The sequence below is a fragment of the Klebsiella sp. BIGb0399 genome (assembly GCF_003752615.1).
Taxonomy (GTDB): domain Bacteria; phylum Pseudomonadota; class Gammaproteobacteria; order Enterobacterales; family Enterobacteriaceae; genus Klebsiella; species Klebsiella lignicola.
This window is the reverse complement of the sequence record NZ_RKHT01000005.1, coordinates 517,351-535,017: the sequence shown is the minus strand read 5'-3', so window position 1 is coordinate 535,017 and position 17,667 is coordinate 517,351. Positions and strand designations below refer to the sequence as shown.

The following is a 17,667-nucleotide window of genomic DNA, read 5'->3' as shown; positions in this document are numbered from 1 at the left end:
TGTGCTATCCCCGCCGCCGCGCCTGTGTTTCATGGATCAATTTGTGCACTCGAAAGCCTCATAACTTCAAGGGTATAGATAATGCTCTTATACTAACGACTATAATTACAGGACCTGTGGCCGTTTGTCGGGTCCCTTCTTTTGCGCAATGTTAGGGTGTCTTCTTATGATTACTATCGACGGTAATGGCGCGGCCGCTTCAGTCGCGTTTCGCACCAGTGAGGTTATCGCCATCTACCCGATTACGCCCAGTTCAACCATGGCGGAACAGGCGGATGCCTGGGCGGGAAACGGGCTGAAAAATGTTTGGGGTGACGTGCCTCGGGTGGTAGAAATGCAGTCGGAAGCCGGGGCCATCGGGGCCGTACACGGTGCGCTGCAGACCGGCGCCCTGTCGACCTCGTTCACTTCATCGCAGGGCTTACTGCTGATGATCCCGACGCTGTACAAACTGGCCGGGCAGTTGATGCCGTTCGTCCTGCACGTCGCCGCCCGTACCGTAGCGACCCACGCGCTCTCTATTTTCGGTGACCATTCTGATGTGATGGCCGTGCGCCAGACCGGCTGCGCCATGCTGTGCGCCAGCAGCGTGCAGGAAGCGCAGGACTTCGCGCTGATCTCCCATATTGCGACCCTTAAAAGTCGGGTACCGTTTATTCACTTCTTCGATGGTTTCCGGACCTCGCACGAAATCAATAAAATCATCCCGCTGGCGGACGACACTGTGCGCAGCCTGCTGCCGCAGGCCGACATCGACGCGCACCGTCTGCGCGCGCTGAATCCGGAACATCCAGTGATCCGCGGGACCTCGGCGAACCCGGATACCTATTTCCAGTCCCGCGAAGCGACCAACCCGTGGTACGACGCGGTCTACGACCATGTCGAAACGGCGATGGACGATTTCGCCAGCGCCACCGGACGCCAGTACAAGCCGTTTGAGTTCTACGGCCATCCGCAGGCGGAACGAGTGATTGTGATCATGGGCTCGGCCATCGGCACCTGTGAAGAAGTGGTGGACGAACTGCTCAGCCGGGGTGAAAAAGTCGGGGTTCTGAAAGTTCGCCTCTATCGCCCCTTCTCCGCCGCGCATCTGCTGGCGGTGCTGCCGGAGAGCGCCCGCGCCATCGCGGTGCTGGATCGCACCAAAGAGCCGGGCGCCCAGGCGGAACCGTTGTACCTCGATGTGATGAGCGCGCTGGCGGAAGCCTTTAACCGCGGCGAGCGCGAAACCCTGCCGCGCACCATCGGCGGGCGCTATGGCCTGTCGTCAAAAGAGTTCGGCCCGGAGTGCGTGCTGGCTGTGTTCAATGAGCTGAACGAAGCCCGCCCCAAACCGCGTTTCACCGTCGGCATTTATGATGATGTGACCAACCTTTCTCTGCCGTTGGTTGAGAACACCTTGCCGTCGCAAGCCAAGCTGGAAGCGCTGTTTTATGGCCTTGGCAGCGACGGCAGCGTCTCGGCTACCAAAAACAATATCAAGATTATCGGTAACTCCACCCCGTGGTTCTCGCAGGGCTATTTCGTCTATGACTCGAAAAAAGCCGGGGGGCTGACCGTCTCGCACCTGCGGGTTAGTGAAAAACCGATTCGCTCCTCCTATCTGATATCCCAGGCGGATTTTGTCGGCTGCCATCAGCTGCAGTTTATTGATAAGTATCAGATGGTCGAACGGCTCAAACCGGGCGGCATTTTCCTGCTCAATACGCCCTATCCGGTAGATGAAGCCTGGTCACGCCTGCCGCAGGAGGTCCAGGCGGCGCTGAACCAGAAAAAAGCGCACTTTTATATTGTCAACGCGGCGAAGATTGCCCGCGAATGCAGCCTGGGCGCACGCATCAATACCGTGATGCAGATGGCGTTTTTCCACTTAACGCATATTTTACCGGGCGACAGCGCGCTGAGCGAACTGCAGGGGGCAATCGCCAAAAGCTACAGCAGCAAAGGCCAGGAGCTGGTTGAACGCAACTGGCAGGCGCTGGCGCTGGCCCGCGAGTCGCTGGCTGAAGTGCCGCTACAGCCGGTCGATGCCACCAGCCCAAACCGTCCGCCGGTGGTGTCCGACGCCGCCCCGGACTTCGTGAAAACCGTCACCGCCGCGATGCTGGCCGGGCTTGGCGATGCGCTCCCGGTTTCTGCGCTGCCGCCGGACGGCACCTGGCCGATGGGCACCACCCGCTGGGAAAAACGCAATATCGCCGAAGCGATCCCTATCTGGAAAGAGTCGCTGTGTACCCAGTGCAACCACTGCGTCGCGGCCTGTCCGCATTCGGCAATCCGTGCCAAAGTGGTTTCCCCGGAAGCGATGGCCGACGCCCCTGCCAGTCTGCACGCCCTTGACGTGAAATCCCGCGATATGCGCGGGCAGAAATATGTGCTGCAGGTCGCACCGGAAGATTGCACCGGCTGTAACCTGTGCGTCGAAGTGTGCCCGGCGAAAGACCGCCAGGATCCGCAGATCAAGGCCATCAACATGATGTCGCGCCTTGAACACGTCGAAGAAGAAAAAGTGAATTACGACTTCTTCCTCAACCTGCCGGAAATTGACCGCAGTAAGCTGGAACGTATTGATATCCGCACCTCTCAGCTGATCAGCCCGCTGTTTGAATATTCCGGGGCCTGCTCCGGCTGCGGCGAAACGCCGTATATCAAGCTGCTGACCCAGCTGTACGGCGACCGGATGCTGATCGCCAACGCCACCGGCTGTTCGTCGATTTATGGCGGCAACCTGCCGTCTACCCCCTACACCACCGACGCCAACGGCCGCGGTCCGGCGTGGGCAAACTCGTTGTTTGAAGATAACGCCGAATTCGGGCTCGGCTTCCGACTCTCTGTCGATCAGCATCGCCAGCGGGTAATGCGCCTGCTGAGCCAGTTTGCCGATAAGATCCCGGCGGAGCTGAACGAGGCGCTACAGGCACAAGCCACTCCAGAGCTGCGCCGCGAGCAGGTGACAGCGCTACGTCTGGCGCTGGCTGACGTTGAGGGCGCCGAGGAGTTGCTCACCGATGCCGACGCGCTGGTAGAGAAATCCATCTGGCTTATCGGCGGCGATGGCTGGGCCTATGACATTGGTTTCGGCGGGCTCGATCATGTGCTGAGCCTGACCGAAAACGTCAATATTCTGGTGCTCGATACCCAGTGTTACTCCAACACCGGCGGCCAGGCATCGAAAGCCACGCCGCTTGGGGCAGTGACCAAGTTCGGTGAACATGGCAAGCGTAAAGCACGCAAGGATCTCGGCGTCAGCATGATGATGTACGGGCATGTGTATGTGGCGCAAATCTCGTTAGGCGCACAGTTCAATCAGACGGTGAAAGCGATTCAGGAGGCGGAGGCCTATCCGGGTCCGTCGCTGATCATCGCCTACAGCCCGTGTGAGGAGCATGGCTACGACCTGGCGCTGAGTCACGACCAGATGCGTCAGCTCACTGCTACCGGCTTCTGGCCGCTGTATCGCTTTGACCCGCGTCGTGAAGATGAAGGGAAACTGCCGCTGGCGCTGGACTCACGCCCGCCGTCAGACGCGCTGGCAGAAACGCTGCTGAACGAGCAACGCTTCCGTCGTCTCAACGCCCAGCAGCCGGAGGTGGCGGAGCAGTTATGGAAAGATGCGGCGGCGGATCTGCAAAAACGCTACGACTTCCTGGCACAAATGGCCGGCAAGGCGGAGAAAACGGGCAGTGAAAGTTAGGATAAAAGCCGCGTAATACCCTAAAGAAAAAAGCCCGAATATCCATTCGGGCTTGTCACTTCTACCGCCAGAAAATATCGTGCTTAAATATAAGACGGTAATAATCAATAACAGCGACTAAAAAGGCATATAACAGGCGGATAGTACGCCAACGATTTCTGCATGTATAATTTTTATTTTATATACATTCATGCAATACATTCACGAGAATTATCACCGTAACCATCGTATTATTTATTTTAGATTTCACTTATATCGTAACAATTGATTCTTATCGGATCTTAAATCCCTCCTTTAGCATGTGACCACTTCTTCAGCGGAAGTTAAAAATAAAAACACTCAAAGGAATATCTCAATGAAAAGAAAAGTACTGGCCCTCGTTATTCCAGCATTATTAGCCGCAGGTGCGGTGCACGCTGCTGAAATTTATAATAAAGACGGTAATAAATTAGACCTCTATGGCAAGGTTGACGGTCTGCACTATTTTTCTGATGACGCCTCAAAAGATGGCGATCAATCTTACGTTCGTCTTGGCTTCAAAGGTGAAACCCAGATCAACGAGAAGTTGACCGGTTATGGCCAGTGGGAATACAACGTCCAGGCCAATAACACGGAAAGCACCAGCAATCAGTCCTGGACGCGTCTGGCCTTTGCCGGGCTGAAATTCGGCGACTACGGCTCATTTGACTACGGTCGCAACTATGGCGTGCTGTACGACGTAGAGGGCTGGACCGATATGCTGCCGGAGTTCGGCGGTGACTCATACTCCCAGGCCGATAACTTTATGGCAAACCGCGCCAATGGCGTGGCGACCTATCGCAACAACGATTTCTTCGGTCTGGTGAATGGCCTTAACTTTGCGCTGCAGTATCAGGGTAAAAATGAAAATGCCGGCAGCGGCGAAGGCACCAATAACGGTGACCGCAGCGTCCGCAATGCCAACGGTGACGGTTTTGGCCTGTCGACGTCTTATGATTTTGGCATGGGCATCAGCGCCGCTGCCGCTTACGCCTCTTCTGACCGTACCAACGATCAGATGACGCAAACCACCGCTGGCGGCGACAAAGCCGATGCGTGGACGGCAGGCCTGAAATATGATGCCAACAGTGTTTATCTGGCCACGATGTATTCAGAAACCCGCAATATGACACCGTATGGCAACAGCAATGGCGTGGCGAATAAAACACAGAACTTCGAAGTCACCGCACAGTATCAGTTCGACTTCGGACTGCGCCCGGCGGTCTCTTTCCTGATGTCTAAAGGGAAAGATCTGAACGCCAGCCACGGTGATAAAGATCTGGTCAAATATGCAGATATCGGCGCCACGTATTACTTTAACCGTAATATGTCCACCTACATTGATTACAAAATCAACCTGCTTGACGAAGATGACCACTTCTATTCTGACAACGGTATCTCAACGGATGACGTTGTTGCCCTTGGTCTGGTTTACCAGTTCTGATGTCCCGGCCCGTCGGCGACGGCGGGCATTATCAACGTGCCTTAAACAGCGGCCATCTCAGCAAAACAATAAATCTTCTGTATTAAAATAGTCACCCGATGAATGATATATTACCGGTAAAGCCTGTCGTTGAGGACGCCTGTCATGCACCATCATCCTGTGAGATCATCCCGAATCGCCTCCGTCGCCTATGACGATGCTTCTGGCACCCTCGAAATCCGTTTTCACGACCGCTCCACGTTGCAGTACGAGAACGTACCGGCACGTCTGTTCCAAAATTTTCTGCAGGTCGTCTCTAAAGGGCGTTTTTATGATGGCGTAATCAAAGGAAAATTTACCGAACGTCGCGGGAACTAACCCCAAAGTGTGACCCGGTCATAAGACAAACCGCCCCGTAATGGCATATACTTTAAGCGGTTACTTAAACAGGAGGTTTTATGGCCAGAATAATTCTTGTACCCATTGATATTTCAGATAAAGAATTAACTCAACGCGTTATTTGCCACGTTGAGGCAGAAGCGCGCATTGATGATGCCGAAGTGCATTTTCTGACCGTGATCCCATCCCTTCCCTATTACGCTTCGTTGGGGATGGCCTATACCACCGAACTGCCGCCGATGGATGAGTTCAAGGCGGAGTCGGAAACGCGTCTGAAAGAGATCGTGGCGCAGTTTTCCATTCCGGAAGACCGGGTGCAGCTCCATGTTAAAGAGGGCTCGCCGAAGGATAATATTCTGGAGCTGGCGAAAACGCTTCCGGCGGATCTGGTTATCATCGCCTCTCACCGCCCGGACATCACCACCTATCTGCTTGGCTCTAACGCTGCTGCCGTGGTACGGCACGCCGACTGCTCGGTGCTGGTCGTGCGTTAATGCTTTGGCCCGCCGTCCCGGCGGGCCTTTTTATCTGCATCACCGGCAGGCTAAACGCCGGAAATGTGCTGACATCCCCCCCGTGAATCCGTACCATACACGCCACAGACTTATCCCCTTCATCCTTCAAGTTGCCTGGGTGTTGGCTGCCCCCGTTCACCCCGGTCACTTACCTGAGTAAGCTGCTGGGGGTTTACGGCCTTGCCGCCGACACGCAACGCGAATTATTTAGGGTATATACTCATCAACGTCAGACATCGTTAATTGCGCCCACACGCCGCGCCGCAAGCACCGTGCGTGGGTCACACTATGAATTGAGCCACTATTAAATGCTGCAAAATCAAGATATTAGCAAAAAAGAAAAGTACAACATCGATAAACTGCAAAAGCGCCTGCGCCGTAACGTGGGCGAAGCGATTGCCGACTTCAACATGATTGAGGACGGCGACCGGATTATGGTGTGCCTTTCCGGCGGCAAAGACAGCTACACCATGCTGGAAATTTTGCGCAATCTGCAGAAAAGTGCGCCCATTTCATTCTCGCTGGTGGCGGTCAACCTCGACCAGAAACAGCCGGGCTTCCCCGAGCATATTTTGCCGGAATATCTGGAGCAGCTGGGCGTCGAGTACAAGATTGTTGAAGAGAATACCTACGGGATTGTGAAAGAGAAAATCCCGGAAGGCAAAACCACCTGCTCGCTGTGCTCTCGCCTGCGTCGCGGGATCCTCTACCGTACCGCCAGCGAACTGGGCGCGACGAAGATTGCCCTCGGCCATCACCGCGACGACATTTTGCAGACTCTGTTCCTCAACATGTTCTACGGCGGCAAGATGAAAGGCATGCCGCCGAAGCTGATGAGCGATGACGGGAAACACATCGTGATTCGCCCGCTGGCCTACTGCCGCGAAAAAGACATCGAGCGTTTCGCCCAGGCGAAAGGCTACCCGATTATTCCGTGCAATCTGTGCGGTTCGCAGCCGAACCTCCAGCGTCAGGTTATTGCCGATATGCTGCGCGACTGGGATAAACGCTACCCAGGGCGGATCGAGACCATGTTCAGCGCGATGCAAAACGTGGTGCCGTCTCATCTGAGCGACATTAATCTGTTCGACTTTAAAGGGATTAACCACCAGTCTGCGGTGGTGGACGGCGGCGATCTGGCCTTTGACCGGGAAGACATTCCGTTGCAGCCTGCGGGCTGGCAGCCGGAAGAAGACGCTGCGCCACTGGAAGAGTTGCGTCTGGACGTGGTGGAAGTGAAGTAACAAACCTGCGTCTCAGCGTTGTGGCTGAGACGCGTTTTGATACCCTTCTTACTTCAGGCTGGGTAAACCCTTTACTTCAGCAGACGGACCCGGCAGTTTTTGCCTTTGATCTTGCCGTTTAGCAGTTGCTTATAAGCTTTCTGCGCCACGCCCTGACGAATTGCCACGTACACATGCGCCGGATGGACGTTAATCTTGCCGATGTCGGCGCCATCAAAGCCCATATCTCCGGTCAACGCTCCCAGCACATCGCCAGCACGCATTTTGGCCTTCTTGCCGCCATCAATACACAGCGTCGCCATTTCTGCATGCAGCGGAGCGATATTATCGCCTGCCGGTGCGGTCATCCAGTTGAGCTTCAGCTGCAGCATTTCGGACAGAATATTCGCGCGCTGCGCCTCTTCCGGAGCACACAGGCTGATCGCCAGACCGCTCTCGCCCGCACGGGCGGTACGGCCAATACGGTGTACGTGAACTTCCGGATCCCACGCCAGCTCATAGTTAATCACCAGCTCCAGCGATTTAATATCGAGACCACGGGCGGCGACGTCAGTGGCCACCAGCACCCGCGAGCTACCGTTGGCAAAACGCACCAGCGTCTGATCGCGATCGCGCTGCTCAAGGTCGCCATGTAACGACAGCGCACTCTGCCCGGCGGCGTTCAGCGAATCACACACCGACTGGCAATCCTTTTTGGTGTTGCAGAACACCACGCAGGACGCCGGTTGATGCTGGCTGAGCAGCTTTTGCAGCAGCGGGATTTTACCGCGCTGAGAGGTTTCAAAGAACTGCTGCTCGATGGCTGGCAGCGCATCGACGGAGTCGATCTCAATGGCCAGCGGATCGCGTTGCACACGGCCGCTAATCGCCGCGATAGCCGGTGGCCAGGTGGCAGAAAACAGCAGCGTCTGGCGATCGGCCGGTGCAAAACGGATCACCTCATCGATGGCGTCGCTAAAGCCCATATCGAGCATACGGTCGGCTTCGTCCATCACCAGCGTCTGCAGGGCATCCAACGACACGGTGCCTTTTTGCAGGTGGTCCAGCAGGCGGCCTGGGGTGGCGACAATAATATGCGGCGCGTGCTGGAGTGAATCACGCTGGGCACCGAAGGGTTGCCCGCCGCACAGCGTTAAAATCTTGGTATTCGGCAGAAAGCGTGCCAGACGGCGCAGCTCGCCCGCGACCTGTTCAGCCAGTTCGCGGGTCGGGCACAGCACCAGAGATTGTGTCTGGAACAGAGTCGCTTCAATATGCTGAAGCAACCCCAGACCAAATGCCGCTGTTTTACCACTGCCGGTTTTTGCCTGCACGCGTACATCTTTGCCCGCCAGAATAGTGGGCAAGGCCGCGGCCTGAACAGGCGTCATCGCGAGATAACCCAGTTCAGTGAGATTAGCGAGCTGGGCGGCGGGTAAAGCATTCAATGTAGAAAAAGCGGTCACAATGGTTTCTCGATTTAACGGGCACATAAAGGGCAGGCGCGTATCCTCGCAGATCTGCGGCTCTGATGCGACAATTTAATCGGTTCATCATCCGGCGGCGGGTCTGGCAGTGGATGCGGGCGTGGGCGCGGATCGGGCTGCGGTGTCGGGTCGTTCGGTTCAGGTGAAATAGGTATTGATGTCAGGGGCTGGTATGGCATGTCGACTCTCCCGGTTGTGAGCGGGTGTACCCATTAAGCGTAGAAGCTGGTAACCAGAGAGCAAAAAAAAGCCGACTTAATCAAGTCGGCGTCGTACGAATCAATTGTGCTATGCAGTAATTCAAAAAAGGAAGTAAGACAATATGGAGCGCAACGCCCATCGCTTGACGTTGCATTCACCTGCGAGAGAGATATTGCCCCGAATGGGTAGATGGTTTATTGATTTGGCTCAAACATTACCGGATTTTCACGTTCAGGCAGGCGATGAAAAACGATTATTTACAGCCATTTACTACGATGCAACCACCATGTAACACCGCCAATGAGAACGACTAACATTATGCAGAATAGAGAAAAGCCCAAATGCCACTCGTTGCCGGGGATCCCGCCAAGGTTGACGCCAAACAGGCCGGTCAAAAAGGTGCTGGGCAGAAACACCATCGCCATCAATGACATGGTATAGGTTCGACGCGACAGCGCCTCCTGCATAATCTGCGCGATTTCATCGCTCATGATTGCCGTACGCGAAATGCAGCTGTCGATTTCGTCCAGCCCTCTCCCCAACCGGTCGGCAATATCCTGCATCCGCCGACGATGATCGTCATTCATCCACGGCAGGCGTTCGCTGGCAAGACGGGCGTACACATCGCGCTGAGGGGCCATATAGCGGCGCATCACGATCAGCTGTTTGCGCAGCAGCGCCAGGAAACCGCGCGGCGGCACCTGCTGGTCCAGCAGATTGTCTTCGAGATCGATAATCCGGTCGTGCAGCTGCTCGATAAATTCACTGGCATGGTCAGTTAGCGCATCGCAGATCTCCACCAGCCAGCTGCCGCAATCCACCGGCCCGGTGCCCTCCCGCAGGTCGCCGAGCACATCATCCAGCGCCAGCACCCGCCGCTGGCGGGTCGAGACGATTAAGCGTTCGTCCATATACAGGCGCATAGCCACCAGTTGGTCGGGCCGCTCATCGGTGCTGCCGTTGATGCAACGCAGCGTGATAAGGGTCCCGTCGCCGACCCGGGTCACCCGTGGGCGAGTGCTCTCGCCGGCTAAGGCGTCCCGGACGCTGTTAGGCAACAGCGGCGTGGATGTCAGCCACTGTGCGCTATCGGCGTGGGTATAGTTCAGATGCAACCAGCAAGGGTGATCCTTATTAATCTCGTCACTGTCAGTCAGCGGTTTAACGCCGCCCTGCCCGTCGAATTGCCATGCAAAAACGGCATCCGGTACGTTCAATTCCGATCCCTTAATGGCGTCCACCCGACCTCCGTCAGTTATTGCGTATTTTTGCTAGTCTAGCCTGGCACCTCGGTTAATCAAGCGCTAATGGCAGCAGGGTGCTGAATTTGCTGATGAAAAAGCAATCTGGGGAGGGCGCAACAGAGGGAGAAATAAAGAACCCGCCGGCGGCGGGTCGTGGGTGTGCTTAACGATGATGTGTCCAACCCGCCGGATTAACCACCGCCAGAAACTATGCTGGCGGACAGGCAGGCTGGCAGGAGTCGTTCATTTTTTCTCTTGTGCGTACTGACGCGCGTAGTCGTGCAGATGGGTACACATGTTTATTTCCTCCATTGTGATAAGCAGGATAAGCATAGACCGTCCTGGCAGTTTTGCAAACCCGGATTAACATAGCGTTCGCCCCAGTACCGAAGCGCCCATCAAACCGCCCTCGCTGGCATACTGCCCTGCCACCACCAGCGGTTCCCCGGTCTTCATCAGTACCTTGCGCCGCACCGCCTCGTCCAGCAAGGTCAGCAGCTCCGGCTGCGCGGCCAGCCCGCCGCCCGCCACGATGCGATGTGGCCCGAGAATATTGACCGTATGGGCCAGCGGCTCACTGACCAGTTCGGCCCACGTCGCTAAGGTGAACGCCTGCTGCGCGCTGCCGTGCACGCCTGCGGCGACTATCTCCCGGCTGTCGAGGGCCTGGCCGCTCAACAGCAGATGCAGTCGCTCCAGGCCTCGCGCCCCGCCTAAGGTATCCAGACAGCCGCATTGACCGCAGCCGCACGGCAGACGCGGGATGCTCACCCGTTGCTCCCCCAGCTGCAGCGTGGTCTGGAGGATCGGGCCATGGCCCCATTCAGCGCTGATGCCCTGGCGACCATGATGAATTTTCCCGGCGATGGCAATCCCGCCGCCAATGCCGCTTCCGAGAATAATCCCTAGCACCACGGGGAGATCTTTCGCGGCCCCAAAGCTGGCCTCCGCCAGGGTAAAACAGTCGGCGTCGTTCGCCATCACCACCGGACGCCGCAGCGCCGCGACGAGGGTGCGGGTGATATTGACGCCCTGAAACGGCGGTACGTTGCTGGCCAGAATGCGGTCAGTGGCGACATCCACCACCCCGGCGCAGGAGAGCGCTACCGGGCTGTCCGCCGCCAGCATTTCGCCATACTCAGCGACGATCTGCGCAATCGCCGTGCTGAAATCATCCCAGCAGCGCGTCGGAATCGGACGCTGACGGATGTCGCTTATCCGTCCCGCCGCCACAGAAACCGCGCTTTTGATGAACGAGCCGCCAATATCCAGACACAACACAGGGCGGCTCATAAGCGGGTGTCCAGTAAGTCACGCAGCCCGTCACCGAGAACGTTAAATCCCAGTACCGAGAAGACGATAGCCAGCCCCGGCCACAGGGAGATCCCGAGGCTGATGCCAAGGAAATTACGCCCGTCGCTCATCATCGTGCCCCACTCCGGCATCGGCGGCTGAACCCCCATGCCGAGGAACGAGAGAGAGGCCGCCGCCAGAATCACCGACCCGCCGGTCAGCGTCGCCTGCACCGTAATCGGGCCAAGGGTATTACGCAGAATATAGTGGATGATTTGCCGACGATAGCCGATGCCTAACGCCCGCGCCGCCTCCATATACTCCATATTCTTAATGCCCAGCGTCAGGTTACGGCTTAAGCGGGCGTACACCGGCACCGAGAAAATGGCGATCGCCAGCAGCATATTCATCAGCCCGGCACCCAGCACGCTCACCAGCAGAATCGCCAGCACGATCCCGGGAAAGGCGAAGATCACGTCCATCACCCACATAATAAGGTGGTCGACGCTTTTTCCGCACAGCGCCGCCATGATCCCCAGCGGCAGCCCCATCAGCAGCGACAGCGCCACGCTGACCACCACTTCAATCAATGAAATACGGGCGCCGTACAGGATGCGGGAGAAAATATCGCGCCCGTAGTCATCGGTGCCCAGCCAGTGCTCCGCCGAGGGCGCCGAGAGAATATTCAGCAGGTCCTGGGCATAAGGGTCGTAGTGGCTAATCCACGGCGCAAACAGGGCGCTCAGAATGATCACCCCGACGATGAACCCGCCGATGGTTACCGAGGGATGCGCCATCCCCCAGCGCAGACTGTGCATGACGCTGTTGCGCGATTTGACGACAGAGAGTTCAGACATATTAATCAAACCTTATTTTCGGGTTGATTCTGGCGATGATCATTTCGCCCACCAGATTCATCACCACCACGCTGGCGACCGTTATCATCGTCACTCCCTGTATCACCGGATAATCACGATAACGCACGGAATCCACCAGATAGCGCCCGATGCCCGGCCAGTTAAACACCGACTCCGTCACCACCGCGCCGCCTATCAGGCTGCCGAAGTTCAGCGCGATGATGGTCACAATCGGAATCAGGGCATTACGTAAGGCGTGTTTGAAATAGATATAAAACGGCGCCAGTCCTTTGGCTCTGGCGGTGCGGATATAATCCTCCCCGAGGACATCGACCATGCTGGATCGCGTCATGCGCGACATCACCGCCATGGGGAAAATCCCCAGGCAGATTGACGGCAGGATGTAGCTTTTCCAGCCATCGGCCCCGAGTAACGGCAGCCAGCCCAGCTTGACCGAAAAGGTATCCATGGCGATCAGCGCAAGCCAGAAGTTGGCGATCGACGCACCGCCGATGGCTACCAGCATCAGAACATGGTCGGCGACATGGTTGCGATAAATGGCCGCGCACATGCCCATGGGGATCCCCAACACCACCGCCATCACCCAGGCCAGCAGCGCCAGCCCTAAGGTGTACGGCGCCCGCTCGCCCAGTTCGGCGGAGACCGGCTGGCCGGATTTCAGCGAGGTGCCAAAATCCCCCTGCAGCATCCCGCTGACGAAGCGCCCGTACTGCACCGCCAGCGGGTCGTCCAGCCCGAGGCGGGCGTGCATCCGGCTCACATCATCCTGCGTTGCCTGAGGCCCTGCCATCAGTCGCGCGGGATCGCCCGGAAGCATCCTGATCGCCAGGAAGACGATCAGGGAGGCCCCCAGCAGGATAAGCGGCAAAGAAAGCAGTTTTTTGATGACGTAAGCTTTCATAACAACTCCAGAAAAGATCCTGCTTTACGGTTTTTGTGCATCCACCACGATGATTTCACCGCCCGGCTCCATGCGCACGCCTTTAATATCGGCGCGGGTGGCATAGAGATCGTCCTGGAAATAGAGCATGACGTGCGGCGCATCCTGCATAATGATTTTTTGCGCCTGCACGTAGTCGGCAATACGCGTTTTGTCATCCATCGTGGTGGCCGCTTTGTCCAGCAGTTGATCCAGCTGCGGGTTGTTATAGAAGCCGAGGTTAGCCCCGACCGGCGCCGCGCTGAGAGAGTAGTACAGCGGACGCAGCTGCAGGTCTGAGCCGTTCAGGCCGGAGGACCATGAGGCGAGAATGGCATCGGTTTTGCCGGCCTCTTTTTCTGCGACCGGCGCAAAGGCCGCTTTACTCCACACCCCGCTCTCCATCTGCTGGATATTAAGCTTGATGCCGGCTTTGCCCCACATGGCCTGCAAAATCTGGGCGGTACGGGCATCCGGCCCCTGCACGGCAATGTTCATGGCGAAGCCTTCAGGATAGCCGGCCTCCTTCAGCAACGTCCGGGCTTTATCGAGGTTATAGGGGTATTCATTCAACGACTTATCATAACCTTCGTTGACCGGCGCCAGAGGCGAGTTGGCCGCCGATGCATAACCAAACATCACCGCTTTCAGCAGCGCTTCTTTATCGGTCGCCAGGTTAAGCGCCTGACGCACCCGCACATCGCTCAACGGTTTACGTTCGACGTTTAACGCCACCCAGAACACCGAGGCCCCTGCACCCTGCTCCAGCGTCACCTGCGGATTGCTCTTCAGCTGACGGCCAAACTGCGGAGGAACCGGGTTAATCACATCAACCTGACCGGAGAGCAGCGCCATATTCATCACCGAAGGCTCCGAACTCCACGTCCATTTAATCTGGTCTGGGCCCTTATTTTCTCCCCAGTAATGCGGGTTCTTCTGCTCTAACACGTACTCCCCGGTCTTATACTCCTGCAGCATATACGGGCCGGTGCCGTCCGCTTTGCGGCCAATGGTGCCGGCTTTATCTGCCGCCGGGCTGACCATTTTCGCCGCCCCGCCGGTGAGCAGATTCAGGAACGAGGGGTAGACTTTGTTCAGGGTGATCGCCACGCTGCCGTCGTCGATTTTCTTCACCGAGGCAATCACGTTGCGCATCCGCGAGCTGGCCGCCAGGCTGCCTTTGGGATCGATATGGCGCTGAATGTTTGCCACCACCGCATCGGCGTTAAACGGCGTGCCGTCGTGGAAGGTGACATGTTGACGTAGGGTGAAGGTCCAGACTTTGCCGTCATCGCTCACCTGCCAGGCCGTTGCCAGCGCAGGGGCGATTTTGTTATCTGGCGTCAGGCCGACCAGCCCTTCATACATCGGCCGCAGGACCGTGTCGGTAAAGGTCGCGGTCTGATCGCCGGGGTCCATACTGCGCGGCGGTTCATTCTGCATTACGTTGAGCGTTGCGGCCTGCAATGACATCGTTCCGCTTGCTGCCACCATGCCTGCCAGCACGGCAAGTCGATATTTATTCAAAAGAAAGCGCTTCATCTGCTAACCCCTGCCTGTATGTTATGTCGCCAGTTGTGGCTGTTATGTTGCTATTAAGTTTTGTTTTTACCCAAAATAAATTTCCGTAAATGTGATATTAGCCATGATTAGCGCTTAATTAGGTAATAAATTTAACTTATATGTGAGCATTTAGTTATTTTTTGAAAGAAACTGATTGCCAAACCACCAGCCCGCAATTATGTTCAGAAAAAAAGCATCTGGCTGAGTAACTATGCTGAACAAACTCCAACAACAGCTCGTCCAGTTGGTCTGTAGCGAAGAGGGGGCCAGCCGCGCTGACCTCGCACGCTTAACCGGGATGAGCAAAGCGGCCATTGGCGCGCTGGTCAAAGAACTGCTGAGCGATGGCGTCCTGCAGGAGAGCGATATTGCCTCCTCCGTTGGCCAGGGGCGCCCGTCCGTCACGCTCTCCCTGGCGCCGGATGCCGCTTATGCCATCGGTATTTCCCTGATCGACCATCAACTGGTTCTGGTGCTGATGAACGCCGTCGGCGGCAAAGTTTGCCAGCGCCAGTTCACCCCGGCGAGCGAGATCCCGGAGCTGATTCAACAGCTGGCGCAGGATATTGCCCTGCTGCTGGAGGAGTCGGCCATCGATCGCCAGCGTCTGGTGGGCATCGGTTTTGCCCTCTCGGCCTTTATTGACGCCAGTCAGTCCGTCTGCGTGCAGTCCGCGCTGCTGGGCTGGCATCAGGTGCCGCTGGCACGTCTGCTGAGCGAGGCCACCGGCGGGATCCCGGTGATCGTGGAAAACGACACCCGGGCGCTGGCAACCTACGAAAAAACCTTCGGTCACCTGCGAAAACAAGAGAGTGCGGTGGTTATCTCCCACGGCAGCGGTATCGGCAGCGCGGCGGTGATCTACGGGCGCATCTGGCGCGGCGCCCACGGCGGAGCCGGGGAAATAGCCCACTGCACCATCGTCCCGGCGGGCAAACCCTGCCGCTGCGGCAAGCGCGGCTGCCTTGACACCATCGCCTCGCTGACCGCCATTTTTGAACAGGCGCGCATGGAAGGCATTGAGGCCGGGAGCCTCAATGAACTGGAAGCGCTGGCCCGCAAAGGCCATTCCGGCGCGATCCAGATCCTGCACCAGGCCGGCGATGCGCTGGGGATGGCCATCTCCCACCAAATACAGAACAACGATCCGGCGGCGATTATGCTGGCGCATCAACCTGAGAGTTTTCAGGGGCTGTTGAACACCGTGATGCAGCAGGCGATCGAAACCTATCTGCTCCCCGGTATGGCAGGCAAAACCCCGCTTATTTATCGCCCCCTTGCCGAGGACAGCTGGGCGCTCGCTGCCGCAAGCGTGGCGCTTACTCACGTTTTATTTCCCGGATATTAACGAGGTCTCTATGCGAATTGCCGTTGGCGGAATACACATTGAATGCAGCACTTTCAATCCCGTATTGACTCACGAAGCCGAGTTTCGAACGGTAAAAGGTGACGCCCTGCTGGAGGCGCCCTACTTTCAGTTTCTCGGCGACTATCCGGCAACGTTTCTGCCAACGCTGCATACCCGTGCGATTCCGGGCGGCCCGGTGGCCCGGGAGACCTACGAAAATTTTAAAGCCGAGTTTCTGACCCGCCTGCAGGCCTCGCTGCCCATCGACGGCCTGTATCTGGCGATGCACGGCGCGATGTATGTTGAAGGGCTGGAAGATGCCGAAGGCGACTGGATCACCGCCGCCAGAGCCTGCGTTGGCGAGGACTGTCCGATCGCCGTGAGCTACGACCTGCACGGTAACGTTACGCAACGTATTATTGACGCGATCGACATGTATTCGACCTACCGCACCGCGCCGCATATTGATGTCGAAGAGACCATGCGCCGCGCGGTCACCATGCTGGTAAACAGCCTGCAGAGCGGCGTTCGCCCCGGCGTAGTCTGGGCGCCAGTGCCGGTGATCCTGCCCGGTGAGCGCACCAGCACCGAAGATGAAGCGGCGAAAAGCCTCTACGCTACCCTGACGGCAAGCGACCAGCTCCCAGGGGTACTCGACAGCTCGTTAATGGTCGGCTACGTCTGGGCCGATGAGCCGCGCGCCACCGCGGCGGCGATCTTCACCGGCACCGACGTTACGGTCCTGAAACAGCAGGCAGCGATTCTGGCGCAGGCGTACTGGGACGCCCGGGAAGCGTTCGTCTTCGGCTGTCGCACCGGCAGCGTCGCGCAGTGTGTCGAAGAGGCGATCGCCAGCCCCACCTCCCCGGTTATTCTCGCGGACTCTGGCGATAATCCGACCGGCGGCGGCGTGGGCGATCGCGGCGATGTGCTGGCTGAACTGCAGCGACAACAGGCAACCGAAACCCTCGTTGCCGGGATCACCGATGCGCCGGCAACCGAAGCCGCCTTTGCCGCTGGCGTAGGTGCAGAGCTGGCGCTGACCGTCGGCGCCCGGCTTGATCCGGCGGGTGAAAGCGTCAGCGGTCGCTTCACGGTGAAAAACCTGCTGCCTGCCGGCGCGCACAGCAGCGCCAGTCAGGCGGTATTGCAGATAGAGGGCATCACCGTGGTGGTGGCCGATCGCCGCCGTCCTTATCACGACATCGCCGATTTTCACCAGCTTGGCTTAGACCCCGAGGCGTTCAGGATTGTGGTGGTCAAATCCGGCTATCTCTCCCCGGAGCTGGCGCCGATCGCCAACCCGAATCTGATGGCGCTCTCGGAAGGCGTGGTCGATCAGGATATCGAACGCGTCCCACGTCAACGTATGCTGACCCGCACCTGGCCATTCGACCGCGACCTCGACTTCACGGCGCAGGTTTTTGTTTCCGCCAGAGCCCCTTTTTCCCAGGAGTCCTGA

At 57.5% G+C, this 17,667-nt stretch carries 14 protein-coding genes; 7 read left to right on the top strand and 7 right to left on the bottom strand.

The window, feature by feature from the left end; all coding sequences use genetic code 11:
* Positions 1-166 precede the first annotated feature (166 nt).
* The 5 genes from nifJ (at position 167) to ttcA (ending at position 7,293) form a co-directional block, all read left to right on the top strand.
* Positions 167-3,694, top strand: coding sequence for a pyruvate:ferredoxin (flavodoxin) oxidoreductase (nifJ, locus tag EDF82_RS02860; RefSeq protein ID WP_123754091.1), 3,528 nt, complete (start codon positions 167-169; stop codon positions 3,692-3,694).
* A 355-nt stretch (positions 3,695-4,049) separates the two neighbouring features.
* Complete coding sequence (ompC, locus tag EDF82_RS02855) at positions 4,050-5,156, top strand: porin OmpC (RefSeq protein ID WP_123754090.1); 1,107 nt, start codon at positions 4,050-4,052, stop codon at positions 5,154-5,156.
* Positions 5,157-5,300: 144 nt separating this feature from the next.
* Positions 5,301-5,513: a KTSC domain-containing protein gene (locus tag EDF82_RS02850; RefSeq protein ID WP_123754089.1), complete on the top strand. Its 213-nt coding sequence runs from the start codon at positions 5,301-5,303 to the stop codon at positions 5,511-5,513.
* Between the two features lie 80 nt (positions 5,514-5,593).
* Entirely contained in the window at positions 5,594-6,028 is a 435-nt protein-coding gene (gene uspF / locus EDF82_RS02845) for a universal stress protein UspF (protein ID WP_123754088.1), read from the top strand.
* 329 nt (positions 6,029-6,357) lie between these two features.
* On the top strand, positions 6,358-7,293 hold the full coding sequence (gene ttcA / locus EDF82_RS02840) for a tRNA 2-thiocytidine(32) synthetase TtcA (protein ID WP_123754087.1): 936 nt from the start codon (positions 6,358-6,360) through the stop codon (positions 7,291-7,293).
* A gap of 71 nt (positions 7,294-7,364) precedes the next feature.
* Here ttcA and dbpA read toward each other — a convergent pair whose 3' ends face one another.
* The 7 genes from dbpA to EDF82_RS02810 form a co-directional block, all read right to left on the bottom strand.
* A complete protein-coding gene (gene dbpA, locus EDF82_RS02835) occupies positions 7,365-8,738 on the bottom strand; it encodes an ATP-dependent RNA helicase DbpA (protein ID WP_123755462.1) in 1,374 nt (457 codons plus the stop codon).
* Positions 8,739-8,752: 14 nt separating this feature from the next.
* Positions 8,753-8,938, bottom strand: a complete 186-nt coding sequence (locus tag EDF82_RS25610) for a hypothetical protein (protein ID WP_370453873.1) — start codon at positions 8,936-8,938, stop codon at positions 8,753-8,755.
* 279 nt (positions 8,939-9,217) lie between these two features.
* Positions 9,218-10,201, bottom strand: coding sequence for a zinc transporter ZntB (gene zntB / locus EDF82_RS02830; protein WP_123754086.1), 984 nt, complete (start codon positions 10,199-10,201; stop codon positions 9,218-9,220).
* Between the two features lie 366 nt (positions 10,202-10,567).
* On the bottom strand, positions 10,568-11,497 hold the full coding sequence (locus tag EDF82_RS02825) for an ROK family protein (protein WP_123754085.1): 930 nt from the start codon (positions 11,495-11,497) through the stop codon (positions 10,568-10,570).
* Positions 11,494-12,354: an ABC transporter permease gene (locus tag EDF82_RS02820; protein WP_123754084.1), complete on the bottom strand. Its 861-nt coding sequence runs from the start codon at positions 12,352-12,354 to the stop codon at positions 11,494-11,496. Before EDF82_RS02820 ends, EDF82_RS02825 begins: the two co-directional genes overlap by 4 nt.
* A gap of 1 nt (position 12,355) precedes the next feature.
* Positions 12,356-13,276: an ABC transporter permease gene (locus EDF82_RS02815; protein ID WP_123754083.1), complete on the bottom strand. Its 921-nt coding sequence runs from the start codon at positions 13,274-13,276 to the stop codon at positions 12,356-12,358.
* 24 nt (positions 13,277-13,300) lie between these two features.
* On the bottom strand, positions 13,301-14,836 hold the full coding sequence (locus EDF82_RS02810) for an ABC transporter substrate-binding protein (protein ID WP_187042800.1): 1,536 nt from the start codon (positions 14,834-14,836) through the stop codon (positions 13,301-13,303).
* Between the two features lie 232 nt (positions 14,837-15,068).
* Between EDF82_RS02810 and EDF82_RS02805 the strand changes: the two genes are divergently transcribed.
* Both EDF82_RS02805 and EDF82_RS02800 read left to right on the top strand, forming a co-directional pair.
* A complete protein-coding gene (locus EDF82_RS02805) occupies positions 15,069-16,205 on the top strand; it encodes an ROK family protein (protein WP_123754082.1) in 1,137 nt (378 codons plus the stop codon).
* A gap of 10 nt (positions 16,206-16,215) precedes the next feature.
* On the top strand, positions 16,216-17,667 hold the full coding sequence (locus EDF82_RS02800) for a M81 family metallopeptidase (protein WP_123754081.1): 1,452 nt from the start codon (positions 16,216-16,218) through the stop codon (positions 17,665-17,667).